Annotated in this window: 12 protein-coding genes; 11 read left to right on the forward strand and 1 reads right to left on the reverse strand. The window is 70.5% G+C overall.

Going from position 1 to position 12,110, the window contains the following annotated elements; genetic code table 11:
• Complete coding sequence (locus OG251_RS39210; RefSeq protein WP_326682042.1) at positions 1-867, reverse strand: helix-turn-helix transcriptional regulator; 867 nt, start codon at positions 865-867, stop codon at positions 1-3.
• Between the two features lie 865 nt (positions 868-1,732).
• On the opposite strand from OG251_RS39210, the gene OG251_RS39215 reads away from it, so the two are divergent.
• The 11 genes from OG251_RS39215 (at position 1,733) to OG251_RS39265 (ending at position 11,979) form a co-directional block, all read left to right on the forward strand.
• Complete coding sequence (locus OG251_RS39215) at positions 1,733-2,626, forward strand: helix-turn-helix domain-containing protein (RefSeq protein WP_326682043.1); 894 nt, start codon at positions 1,733-1,735, stop codon at positions 2,624-2,626.
• A gap of 2 nt (positions 2,627-2,628) precedes the next feature.
• A complete protein-coding gene (locus OG251_RS39220) occupies positions 2,629-3,342 on the forward strand; it encodes a zinc finger domain-containing protein (protein WP_326682044.1) in 714 nt (237 codons plus the stop codon).
• 156 nt (positions 3,343-3,498) lie between these two features.
• On the forward strand, positions 3,499-4,131 hold the full coding sequence (locus tag OG251_RS39225; protein WP_326682045.1) for a WhiB family transcriptional regulator: 633 nt from the start codon (positions 3,499-3,501) through the stop codon (positions 4,129-4,131).
• A complete protein-coding gene (locus OG251_RS39230) occupies positions 4,128-5,453 on the forward strand; it encodes a DUF2637 domain-containing protein (RefSeq protein ID WP_326682046.1) in 1,326 nt (441 codons plus the stop codon). Before OG251_RS39225 ends, OG251_RS39230 begins: the two co-directional genes overlap by 4 nt.
• Complete coding sequence (locus OG251_RS39235) at positions 5,453-5,644, forward strand: hypothetical protein (RefSeq protein WP_326682047.1); 192 nt, start codon at positions 5,453-5,455, stop codon at positions 5,642-5,644. The genes OG251_RS39230 and OG251_RS39235 overlap by 1 nt, the downstream gene beginning before the upstream one ends.
• A 223-nt stretch (positions 5,645-5,867) precedes the next feature.
• Positions 5,868-6,362, forward strand: a complete 495-nt coding sequence (locus OG251_RS39240; protein ID WP_326682048.1) for a hypothetical protein — start codon at positions 5,868-5,870, stop codon at positions 6,360-6,362.
• A gap of 119 nt (positions 6,363-6,481) precedes the next feature.
• Positions 6,482-7,207, forward strand: a complete 726-nt coding sequence (gene trpA / locus OG251_RS39245) for a tryptophan synthase subunit alpha (RefSeq protein WP_326682049.1) — start codon at positions 6,482-6,484, stop codon at positions 7,205-7,207.
• 100 nt (positions 7,208-7,307) lie between these two features.
• Positions 7,308-8,162, forward strand: coding sequence for a hypothetical protein (locus OG251_RS39250; protein WP_326682050.1), 855 nt, complete (start codon positions 7,308-7,310; stop codon positions 8,160-8,162).
• On the forward strand, positions 8,159-9,430 hold the full coding sequence (locus OG251_RS39255; RefSeq protein ID WP_326682051.1) for a DNA cytosine methyltransferase: 1,272 nt from the start codon (positions 8,159-8,161) through the stop codon (positions 9,428-9,430). The genes OG251_RS39250 and OG251_RS39255 overlap by 4 nt, the downstream gene beginning before the upstream one ends.
• Positions 9,430-10,545 (forward strand): DnaB-like helicase N-terminal domain-containing protein, encoded by a 1,116-nt coding sequence (locus OG251_RS39260; RefSeq protein WP_326682052.1) that lies wholly within the window; start codon positions 9,430-9,432, stop codon positions 10,543-10,545. Before OG251_RS39255 ends, OG251_RS39260 begins: the two co-directional genes overlap by 1 nt.
• A 60-nt stretch (positions 10,546-10,605) precedes the next feature.
• Positions 10,606-11,979 carry a DUF317 domain-containing protein gene (locus OG251_RS39265; protein ID WP_326682053.1) on the forward strand — a complete coding sequence of 458 codons (1,374 nt, stop codon included), beginning with the start codon at positions 10,606-10,608 and terminating at the stop codon, positions 11,977-11,979.
• Positions 11,980-12,110: the final 131 nt, after the last annotated feature.

The raw sequence follows: 12,110 nt of genomic DNA on the forward strand, positions 1-12,110 counted from the left end.
CTACCGCGAACCGCCGTCCTGCTCGTGAGCGTTCTCGGCTGCCAGCAGTTCATTGAGCACGCTGAGCATCGCCGGGGAAACCCCGCCCTCGCCGCCACGCGCGGCGAGGGCGATGTCGCGCTGCTCCGCGAGGTACCGGATGTCCTCCAGTACGCGCCGCTCGACCGAGGCCCCGTCCTCGAAGACGATCGGGGAGACACCGAGCACCGCGCCGAGCCCTTCGAAGGCGATTCTCCGGGCCAGGCCGCTGAACACGTCGGTCGCGGCCATACCGGCGCGCAGGGCCGCGATCTGCGCAGGCTGGACGAGGTCGCTGCCCAGCTTGGCGTTGACGGCTGAGGCAACGTCGCTGTCGGACACGTCGGCGCCGGGGAATGCCGCCCGGAGAAGGGCTTCGAATCCTTCGGTCGGCGTCTTCCCGGGGGCGGATCGGTGTGAAGGTACGGACTCACCGAAAGATCTGGCCTCGGCAGCCCGCAGCTCCTCGCTGGTCACTCCGTACAGCTCCGCCAGCATGGCGACCGCGTCGGCGTCGAGTCGGCGCACCCCGCGCTCAGCGCTCCCCAGCAGGAAGCGGCTCAGCACCCTCGCCGCGTCTGCGGCAGCGCCCTGGGAGTAGCCCGCATCGCAACGCAGGTCCACCAGGTCGGGATCGCCGTCCCGGGGGAACAGGACGTCAAGATCCTGGCCGAGCAGCTGTGCGATCTTGGGCAGCTTCTCCGCCGGAGGAAACGCCCGTCCGCTCTCCCACGTGGCCACGGGCGCGTGCGAGCCCAGGCCCAGCCCCTGGGCCAGGACGCGCTGATGCATGTCAGCGGCGCGGCGCACCTCCCGCAGGCGGCGGCCGTCGAAGCGGCGTGATGGCACCTGTGCTCCTGAATGTGCTGGTGAGAGGGTCGGAGGCTGCGTCAAAACAACCCCTTGCAACATCACTTTACATCACGTAGGTTTTCGTTGTGGGGCCGGAGGGTGACCTCTCTGCGGCCACCTCATCCCCCACTTCTCCAGACCGTGCGAGCGACAGTGCGCGCCGCCACGACCAGGCAGGACCCCACCCATGCCAGCGAACCAGTTACCGTTCCAGGGGCGACCGGCACTCTGACCGGCAGCCTGTCCGGGGCCCTGTGCGCGGCGACTGCCGGCCGAGTGAACGCCCCGGCGCCCGCCCCAGCGCTTGCGGCACCCAAGGAGCGGACGCCGTTCGGCGGGCGGGGCTGGCGCGCGATGCGCCGCCTCAGCAGTCGCCGGTCAGCGCATGAGGAACGCCAGCACCGAGGCGCCCGCGGGCAACTGCGCGACCGACCCGCCCTGTGACTCTCTGCAACTAGTACAGAGTTTGAGAACCAACTCTGGATCTTGGCACGGGACCGTGCGATGTTCGTCGTCCCCCAGGCATACCGCCCGGCACTACGAACATGAAGAGCGCGGCAGGCACCGACCAGACCGCGTAGGTCCGCATACAGCGGCGGCGCCCGAGAGCGCGAACTCCCGGACGCCGAACGCATAAAACGGCATACCCGCCCCGGCAAGGGCGAGATTGCCCACCATCACCACGCTGAGTCCTTCCGAGGGGCGCATCAGCGTGGCAACACTGCAAATGGGAGTATCGCATGCCTCCTGCCCTGCGTAAAAGGCCGTTCCGTACGGCCTGCGCGGCAGCCACCTCCGCTCCGGCGCCTCAGCGCCCCGAGCCGGAGCACCCCATCCCGGCCCGCCCCACCGGGAGCGGCCGATGAGCGCCGAAGCCCGCGAGTGGGTGTGGGAGCACAGCTCCAGCCGAGGGGCCGCGCGCCTGGTCCTGCTGTCGATCGCCGACCGGGTGGCCGACGAGCAGTGCATCTCCTGGGCCTCGCTGTCCAGCCTGGCCAAGCGCACGCGCGCCTCGGTCTCCACGGTGCGCGAAGCCGTCGAGCGCCTGCTCCTCGCAGGCGAGCTGGAACAGATCGACGACCTCGTCGGCCCGCAGCGCAGCACGGTCTACCGTCTGCCCCTCGCCGCCGAGGCCGTCGTAAAGACCCGGCGAGAGCAGCAGGAGGAGGGCGGCGACGCGGCGGTGTCCGACGAGCCCGACGCTCCCGCGAGGCTCCGGCTCTCAGCTCTGCGGCGGTACGGGATCCGCCCCCGTGAGGTGCCGGAATCCGCCGCGAGGGTCCGGAAACCGGCAGTACCGGAAACCGGCAGGTCGCGACGGAAACCGGCACACCGGCGTGCTGGCCACCGGCACAGCGATGTACCGGCCACCGGCACACAGAACCGTAGTGAACCTGATTTGAACCGGAGGTACAGCAGTGGTGCTGCCGTCCTCTCGGCTGCCGAGTGGCAGGTCGACCCGGCCACCCATGCCTGGCTCCGCCAGCAGGGACACCTCGACCGCCTCGGCGAGCAGGGCCTGCAAGCAGCCGACGCGAAGTGGCGTGCCCACCGCGCCGACTTCAAGCCGAGGCCGGCGGACGCCTGGAGCGCCGACTGGAAGTCCTGGGTCGCCCGAGAGCACGCTCCTGGCCGCCCGAACCTCCACGCCGTGCCCGGCAAGAACAGCACCACGCCTGGCGGGATGACGCGGGCCGAGGCACACACCGCCGCTCTTCTCGCCGCACTCGACGAGCCGACCGGAACGGAGGGCTGACCGTGGACCGCCGCGAAATCGCCGCCCTGCTGGCCTACCTCGGCCGCCTCGACCCCCGCACCATCCGCACCGGCCAGGGCGAAGCACGCGACCAGCTCGCCCAGTGGTACGAGCTGCTCGGCGACGTGCCGATGGCCACCTCGCACGGCTGGGACGTCCTCGTCGCCGCCCGCCAGCACATTCGCACCTCGCCCTACCAGATCCTGCCCGCGGACGTGGCTCGTCCCTGGGAGAGCTACCGGCGCGACCGCCTGGCCAGGCACTCCGATCCGACGCCGTCCGTCGACCCGGACGACCAGGCCGCCTGGACCGCCGAGCTGGTCGGCACCCGGCGTGCTGTCGCCACCGGCACCGCGCAGCCCGCACAGGCCCGGGCCATCACGACCGGCCGCGACGGGGTCGACCCGAGACTGCGGGCGAGACTGCGGGAGATCGGCTCCTGCATACCGCCCGCCGCCCGAGTCGCCCTCGCGCCCTACCGGCCCGCCCGAGCGGCACGCGAGGCAGCCGTCGCGCAGGGTCTGCCCGACGCTCTGGGTGTCCGGTGCGCGTGGTGCCTGGCCCAGCCCGGCGATCCGTGCCGCCGCCGGAGGATCGGCCCCGACGGCGGGGCTCGCGGGACCGCCCCGTGCCCAACTCATCCCAGCCGCCTCGACCTCGCCACCGCCCAGCAGGCCGAGCAGACCGAGCAGGTCCGACAGCCCGCCGCAGCCTGACCTGCGCGCAAGGCCCGTGCGCCCCCGTCCGGTGCACCGCCCTCCCCACACCGTCCCGTCCCGGCTGCGGCGCACGCCTTCGTGCCGCAGCCGGCCCCCGACGCCGCGTCCGCCCACGGCCCCAGCGGCCGACGCGGCAGCCCATCGGAGATCCCCTTGCGCCACATCACCACCCACGACGCGCCGGCCACCGGTCTGCGCGGCATCGGAGACACGAGCTGGCACGTCCGCGGAGCGTGCTACGCCATGGACCCCGAGGATGCCGACGCGGTGTTCTTCCCCGGCCCCCGGGACCACGAGGACATCGCGGAGGCGAAGGAGCTGTGCGGCTGGTGCCCCGTACGACGTGACTGCCTCGACTTCGCCCTGGAGAACGTCCTCAAGGAGGGCGTCTGGGGCGGCCTGACCGAGGCCGAGCGGCGTCCCTTGCACGACGGCCTGCCCCAGCGCCTCGACTACCGACGTGTGACGGCCTTCTTCCGCGGACGCGACGTCCATCTCACCGAGGCCGAGCGGCAGGTCGTCATCGACCACGCCTACGTACGCGGCTGGCGGCCCGCCCGGCTCGCCGGCGCCCTGCAGATCAGCCACAAGCACGCCCGTGACCTGCTCCGGCAGGCCGCCAACAAGGTCCTCGACCGTGACCGCACCTACGGCGTGCCACGGCCCAAGAAGAAGCGGAAGAAGACCTCCCCGACCACCATGGGTGCCCCCGCGCCGATCAAGCCCGGCACACGTCCTGCGGCGCCGCTGGCCTCGGCGTCCGCCCCTCTCGGGAAGGCCGCATGACCCCCGCGGCTGCACACCCCGCCGTCGCGCCCGTCGGGTTCTGGGACCGGCTCGCCATCGTGGTCCTCGGCCTCGCCGGATGCGCCCTCAGCTACGACGCCCTGCAGCAGATGGCCGTCGCCATCCACATCCGCGGATTCCTCACCTACCTCTTCCCCCTCGTGATCGACGGCTTCATCGCCTACGGGGTACGCGCACTTCTGGTCCTCTCCGAGGCCCCGCTGCGCGCCCGGCTGTACGTCTGGGTGCTCTTCGGTACGGCCACCGCAGCGAGTATCTGGGCCAACGCCCTGCACGCGGTCCGCCTCAACCAGCAGACCACCCACTCCGGTCTGCGCCTGGGCGACACGGTCGTCGCAGTCCTCTCCACCCTTGCGCCCCTCGCCCTGGCCGGCGCGGTCCACCTGTACATCCTCATCACCCGCCACCACCCGGGTGCCGGATACGCGGCGGACCGGACGGTGAAGGTGTCCGGGAAGCGGAATACGGACCACGGGCCCACCTCAACTCCTGCACCGGGCCGGACCCGCCCTGCAGGCCGTCCGGGAGAGGCTTCGGACCGCGGGCACAAACCAGCGTCGCAGGCGGGTCCAAAGAGCGTGGACCAGACCGCCGCGTCGGGCCAGGGCCACCCGCGGACCACGGACCAGGCCACCGAGACCGTCCCGGCGGACCACGATGCCCCGGCTACGGGTCACAGGACCAACTCCACCTCGGACCAGGCTGCGGGCCACGACCCGGCTGCTGCGGCCCAGCAGACCGTCGGTGGTCCGCAGGGCGTCGAAGGCAGTGGGCGGACCAGGAAAACCCCAGGTCAAGGCGCCCAGGTCTCCCATGGTCCGGCGGAGCACGACCGGCCGGATCAGGGGCACCGACCGGCCCAGGATCTTGACCCGGCGAGCGCGGACCAGGGTGCCCCGGCAGACCGGATGCCGGACCACGAGCACCCTCGGACCACGGACCGGTCCACCGAGCCCGCCGACGCCCCGGACCACACGGACCAGCCCGCGGACCGTCCGGCGGACCACGACGAGGACGAGTCCTCGGGCGGACCGCAGGGGTCGCGGACCACCGACCACAAAACCTCGCAGGCGCCGCGGACCACGTCTGCGGACCAGAACGACGAGGTCCCGTGGGAGATGAAGGTCGAGGTCGCCCGCCAAGCCGCTCTCGAAGCGGGTCGTATGACCCGCCGGGTCATACGACCTCACCTTCGGCGCAACAACATCAGCATCAGCAACGAGGGCTTCCGCAAGCTCCAGGCTCAGCTGTACGCAGACCCCGGGCTCGCGCACCTGCCCCGAACCACGAGGAAGCCGTGATGAAGACCTGCCACCAGTTCGACACCGTCCGCGCGGAGTACGAGCGGGAGATCGGCTTCATGCTCGCCCACTCCCGGCGGCACGCGGGCAGGCCGGCGGCGAAGTCCAGCGCAAAGCAGGCTGCATCGACGAAGCAGCGAATGGCCCGCGCGCTCTCCAGCCACGTCGGGCGCTGCCTCGAGTGCGGCTGACCTGGCGAAATCCCAGCTCAACTCCCCTACCCACAAGGGGTGGCCCGGCTGAGTGCCGGGCCACCGCCCCGCTTAGGAGGTACGCCGTGATTCCGCGTCCCCCACCGAACCCGACCCGCAAACGCACGCTGCCTCCGCACGACAGCTGGCGACCGAAACGAGCGCCGCGATCACCGCTGTCCTCAACCAGCAACCCTGCCCCGGCCCCGATCTGAGCGACGCCTTGGTCAGGCTCCACCAACTGACCTACCTCAGCGCACAATCCGCCGGCCACACAGCGCACAAGGCCCGCGAACTGACCGCCCTGGCACCCCAAGACATCGTCACCAGCGCAGCACGCATCGCCCAGGAGCCAGGCCGTGACCGCTCCGGCGCCCCCGCCGAACTGCTGGCTCCCGCACACTGCGCCGCGCTGTACGAGATCACCCGAGGACGCGCTGTGGTCACCGAATCCATGGGGCGGCGGTACGTCAACAGCCGGGGACCCAGGATCCTGATCAGCACACTGCGGCACCTGGAATCCAACGGCCTCGTCGACTGCACTGAGGGCTCGGCCGCGCCCGCGTTCAAGGGCGCGCCACCCCTGGACCGCCTCCGCCTCACCCCCGCGGGGGCGACAGCCGTCGCCTCCTTCATCGGACTCCCACCGGCCAGACCGGCCGCGCCGACCCGCGTGGTCCCTCCGGCCCCAGTCCAGTTGCCCTCCCGAGGCCGCTGACGACTGAGAGCTGCACCGTCCACGCCCCACCATCGAAGGGACGACCCTGACAAGGAATCACCCTGCCCATCTCTGACACCCTCTTCTGTGTCCTCGCCCAACCCGTCTGCCAGCTGGGCGTGTTCCTTCCCGCCGGCCTCCACACCGCTACGGCCGAACGCCGAAGCCTCGACGCCCTCGCACGGGCCGGCGCCGACCTGTTCGAGGTCGGCCTCGCACATAGCGATGCGTTCCTCGACGGCCCCGTCATCCAGTCCGCATACCACACCGCCCTGCGGCGCGGACATGTGCTCGACCGCGCTCTCCGTGCGGTCGAGCACGCCGCCGTCCTCCGCCCGACCATCCTGATGACGTACTGGAACCCCGTCGCCCGCCACGACCCCGAGCGCCTGGCCCACCGGTTCGCTGATGCCGGCGCCGCCGGCATCATGGTCGTCGACCTTCCCGATCACGCGGCCGGAACATGGCAGCGCACCGCCGCCAAAGCAGGGCTCACAGTCCCTCATCTCGCCCCGCGCACAGCGACCGATCAAGAACTCGGAGCGATACAGCAGACCGCGTCCGGCTGGCTGTACGCCCCCGCCGCCACCGCTCCCACCGGATACCGCGGCCCCCTCGACCTTGCCGCACTGGCCGCCGCCATCCAGCGCGTACGCGCCACCGGCCCGCTACCCATCGTCGCCGGGATCGGGATCTCGACCCCGGCCCTCGCTGCCGCCGTGGCGCCTCTCGTGGATGCCGTCGTCATCGGCACGCCCGTCGTGCGAGCTCTCCAGCAGAGCCCCGACTCGGCGACGGTCACCGTCGCCGCCTTCGCCGACGCGCTCCGCATGCCGCGGCACTGACCGGCCTCGCCCCGCGTACCCCATCGACAGGAACTTCCCTATTTCCCCCATCCCGGCGTTCCGCGCCATCTCCCTCGGTGCCGGAGTCCAGTCCAGCACCATGCTCGCCCTGTCCGCCGAAGGCATCCTCCCGAGAGTCGATTACGCAATATTCGCCGACACCGGATGGGAGCCGCGCGCCGTATATACCCACCTCGACCGCCTCGAAAAGGAGATCGCTACACCGGCTGGAATACCCGTCCTTCGGGTAACTTCCGGAAACATCAGGAACGACGCACTCGACCCCAGTCACCGCTTCGCCTCCATGCCCCTGTACATCCTGAACAAGGATGGAAAGCAAGGCATGACCCGGCGACAGTGCACCGGCGAATATAAGATAAAACCAATAAAGAAGAAGGTCCGTGACCTTCTCGGCTACCCCTATCCTCAGCGAGTCCCGAAGGGCGTATTCGTTGAGCAGTGGGTCGGCATTTCCACGGACGAGTTCCACCGCGCCAAGGACGCAGACGTCCGCTACATGCGCAACGTCCACCCCCTCATCGATATGGGCTGGTCGCGTAGCGACTGCACCCGTTATCTGACGTCCATCGGGCTCGCGGACACACCGAAATCGAGTTGCCTCGGCTGCCCCTTTCACGGGAACGCTCAGTGGCGCCAGATCCGCGATAACAGCCCGGCCGAGTGGCAGGACGTGGTGGAGTTCGACGCCGCTATACGGCAGGGCAACGCGCGAGCCAACGCCACCGGAAGCAAGCTGCTCGGCCAGGCATTTCTTCACCGCTCGCGGGTGCCCCTGAGCGAGGCGCCGATCGACCACGTCACTGCTGCGGAGAAGGCCGCCCTCCAGGACGGCGCGGACGAGTGGGAGAACGGTGTGCCGGACGGCTGCTCGCCCTGGGCCTGCCGCGGCGACACCGCAGCCCCGGAGCGGAGCGATTTCGGACTGGCCACGTGATACTCGATCTCTTCGCCGGGCCGGGCGGGTGGAGCCGGGCGCTGACCGTGCTCGGCGTCCGCGATGTCGGCCTGGAATGGGACGAGTGGGCGTGCAAAACTCGTGTGGCGGCTGGTCAGTTGACGCTGCGGACCGACGTCGCGATGTATCCGACGTGGCCGTGGATCGGGCGGACCGTGGGCGTGATCGCCTCTCCGCCCTGTCAGGCGTGGAGCATGGCCGGCAAACGCCTCGGCCTGGTGGACCAGCCCCTGGTCCACCAGGCCGTCGAGGACCTGGCCGCCGGCCGCGACACCCGCGAGCGGCTCCTTGCCGCCTGCCGTGATCAGCGTTCGCTGCTGGCGGCCGAGCCCATGCGCTACCTCCACGCCCTGAACACGGCCGGACAGCCGGAGTGGATCGTCATGGAGGAGGTCCCTGATGTTCTGCCTCTGTGGAAGCAGTACGCCGTCATCCTGCGGCGTTGGGGGTTTTCCGTCTGGTGCGGCATTCTCAACGCCGCGGACTACGGGGTGCCGCAGACCAGGAAGCGGTCCATCCTTCTCGCTTCCCGGATCCGCACCGCACAGCCACCGGCACCGACACACGCCCACGTGCACGAGCCGGAGAGCCTGTTCGGGCCGGGCCGCGTCCGGTGGGTGAGCATGGCCGAGGCGCTGGGCTGGGGAGCAACCGACCGGCCCGTGCCCACCGTCTGCGCCGGCGGCGGGCCTGGAGGCGGACCTGAACCGTTTCCCTCCGGTTCCCGTAAGACACTGTCCGACGCCCGCGACCGCGGCGCCTGGGAACCTCGGCACCAGGACACCGTCCGGCAGTCCCCCTGGGATAGTGCAGGTCAGGCGCCCCGGCACGGCATCCGCGAGGACCCCGCCTCAACTACTCCGGCTGCGAGATTCACCGCCGAGGCGCACCGCTGGTCCTGGTCCCTGCGCAACAACAGCCAGGCCAACTCCACCGTCAGATCCATCGACGAACCGGCTGGCACCCTGTTTTTCGGCCACCGAGCGAACGAGTGCACCTGGGTCGCCCAGCCTCTCAACTCACCGATGCGGGACGCGGAATCGTCGACCTCTCCGGAGCCGATCAGGATCACCGCCCGCGAAGCCGGCCTGCTGCAGACCTTCCCTGCGGACTACCCCTGGGCGGGCAACAAGGGACAGCAGTTCTCCCAGATCGGCAACGCAGTCCCCCCACGCCTCGCCGCCCACCTGCTCGCCCCACACCTGAACATCCCCCTCAACCCCGACGACTTCACCCTGGCCGCCTGATGCCCCACACCCCCGAACCAGACGAGGACGACCCCGACGCGATCCCCCCGCCGCACCCGGTGGTCCACGTCGAACAGGCCCTCCTCGGTGCCCTTCTGCTCGAACCACAGCGCCTTCGCGACGTGACCGGAATCGGTGCCGACGCGTTCTCCACCCCCGCCCACGCCGCCCTGTTCACCGCGATCAGCTCCCTACCGGCGCCCGACCCGGCCGAGCACGCGCAGGACACGAAGTGGCTCGGCGCCGTGCTCGCCGCCGCCCGCGAGCAGACACGCGGGCTGTCAGCCCTCTACCTGCAGCAACTCATCCAGGTCTGCCGATGGCCTCAGCACACACCGGCGTACGCCCGGATCATCGAAGCGGAGAATGGCCGGCGTCGTTTGGCCGCCGCCGCCCAGCAACTCACACGCACCGCGGGCGACACCACACTCCCCCAGCGCGTGGCCGCGACGCTCGCCGAGGCCGATGCCCTCACCACCGTGGTGGACGACATCGCCGCCAGATTCCCTCCGCACGCCGGATCCCTGCCCCGCACCTCCGCTCCCGCCCCGGCCACAGATCTCGACGAGGACGCGGTCGACGAGGAGCAGCTGCTGCTCGCGACCGCCACCGCGCACCCCGGCGACATCGAGCAGATGCGATGGCTGACAGCCGGCGACTTCACTCAGCCTCTGCACGCCGGCCTGTGGCAGTGCTTGACCGCCCTGTCGCAGCGTCGCGCGCCGATCGACCCCGTGACCGTTCTGTGGGAAGCACGACAACGTGGCCTTCTCGGCCCAGAGGTCCGGCCGCAGGAGCTGCTGACCGTCCTCGCCGATCCGTTCGGCGCCGCGGAGCACTGGGGCGAGCGCGTCCTGCAGCGCCACCTCCTCGCGACAGCCCGGCACATCGGCAGGCGCGTCGAGGCGTTTGCCGACGACCCGGCCACCACGTCGTACCAGCTCGTCCTCGGCAGCCGCCGCGCCCTCGCGGACCTGTCCGCCGTACGGACCCGATGGCGCCACGCCACGGCTCCCGTGCCGAACAAGGACACGCCCGTACGTGCACGAGCGGCATCACCACCACGAGCCGGCCCGCCCCAGGCCGCAGCACCCACCACACGGATCTCTCGTTGATCCCCAACCCCATCGGCGGCCGGACCAACAGCGCCCCGGCCGCCGAAGGAAGCGATCCTCGTGACCACTCCCTTCACCGACGCCCACGCCCGTCTCGACGCCCACCCCGGTCACCGCAGTGCTGTAGTTGCCACCATCACCGGCTCCCAGGCCCACATCGCCCACGTCGGGCTGGATGCCGCCGGCTGGACAGCTCTGGACAGGAACACGCTGGTCCTGGCACGCATCGACCGTGAGGAGCCGTACTGGGCCGCGGATGCGGCCCGCGAACTCCTCGCCGCCGGGATCACCGTCGAGATCGCGCCCCTGGTCCAGGCAGCAATGCGCAGGGACTGGACCTGGTCCGAGTTTCCAGTTCCCTGGTCCACCTGGGCCCAGACCCGGAAGGTTTCCGAGCAGGCCCAGACGATCTACGACGACATCCGCCACGGACACCTCCGCATCCACGCCCACGCCCAACACGGACACACCACGGTCGCCGTCGGCACCTACCTCGCATGCTTCGGCGGCGTCAAGAGCGTCCTTCTCCACGGCGAGAACCACCTGCGGAAGATCACCGGCACCTTCGACTCGCCCGCACAGGCCCTGACGGAATTCGAGAGGTGCCACGGCGCCGCCATGCTCATCGGGCCCCCAGAGCCCACTGAAACCGAGCGCGCCACGGCCGAAGCACGAACGTCCCTCAGTAGAAAAACCGGTGAGTCCGGGCACGCCATGCGGAACCCGGAGACCGTGCCGGCCTACGCCGCCGACGCCGGTGACCACAACGCCTTGCTCGACCAATTCCTCGACACGCACGGCCAATGGCAGAAGTGGCGTACCTGGTCCGACGACACCACCCACGCCATCCACGAAGACCAGACCCTGCGCATCGAACTAGCCCACGAACACCCCGCCCACCAGACCGCCTGGACCGTGGCCGCATACGAAACACCCGTCTCCGACCGGACGTGGGCTCTCACAGCAACCGGCACAACTCCAGCCCCGGTGCTGGAGGGCCTGCTGACACACCTAGCGATCATCGCCAACGCGGGCGCGGCCGAAGAGGGCCCCGTGGACGAGCAGGCTGCCACGACCGCCACTGAACCCCTCACCGAGGCTGGGTGGAAGCACACCGTGGAAGACGGACGCTGGATGCGCTGGACCTCACCCGCCGGCGACGCAGGTGTTCAGTTCCAAGCCGTCACCCAGCAGCCGGGACTGCATACCTGGACGGTCTGGGCCGGCCCGAGCCTCAACCGAGCAACCTGGATCCTCACAGCGTCCCCGAGCACGCCCGGCTCGCTGCTCGCCGACCTCTCCGAGACCCTTGCCCATGTAACCGGCATTCGCCAGGCCCCAGCTACAGGTCCCAGGCGCAAGACGGGCCTCGGCGAGTCGCCTCTGTCCATCCCGGGACTTAACTCCGTTCCCGCTGCGCGCCCTACCCGTTGAGTGCCGGGCCGGCAGAGCGGCGCAACATAGCGCGGGAGCGCCGGTTAGCCAAACCGGCGCTCCCGCGCATCATTGGTAGTCCACCGCCACGACCTGCCCGTACGTCGAAAGGCACCACCCGGACCGAGAAC

Origin of the sequence: Streptomyces sp. NBC_01237, assembly GCF_035917275.1 — a bacterium.
Classification (GTDB): domain Bacteria; phylum Actinomycetota; class Actinomycetes; order Streptomycetales; family Streptomycetaceae; genus Streptomyces.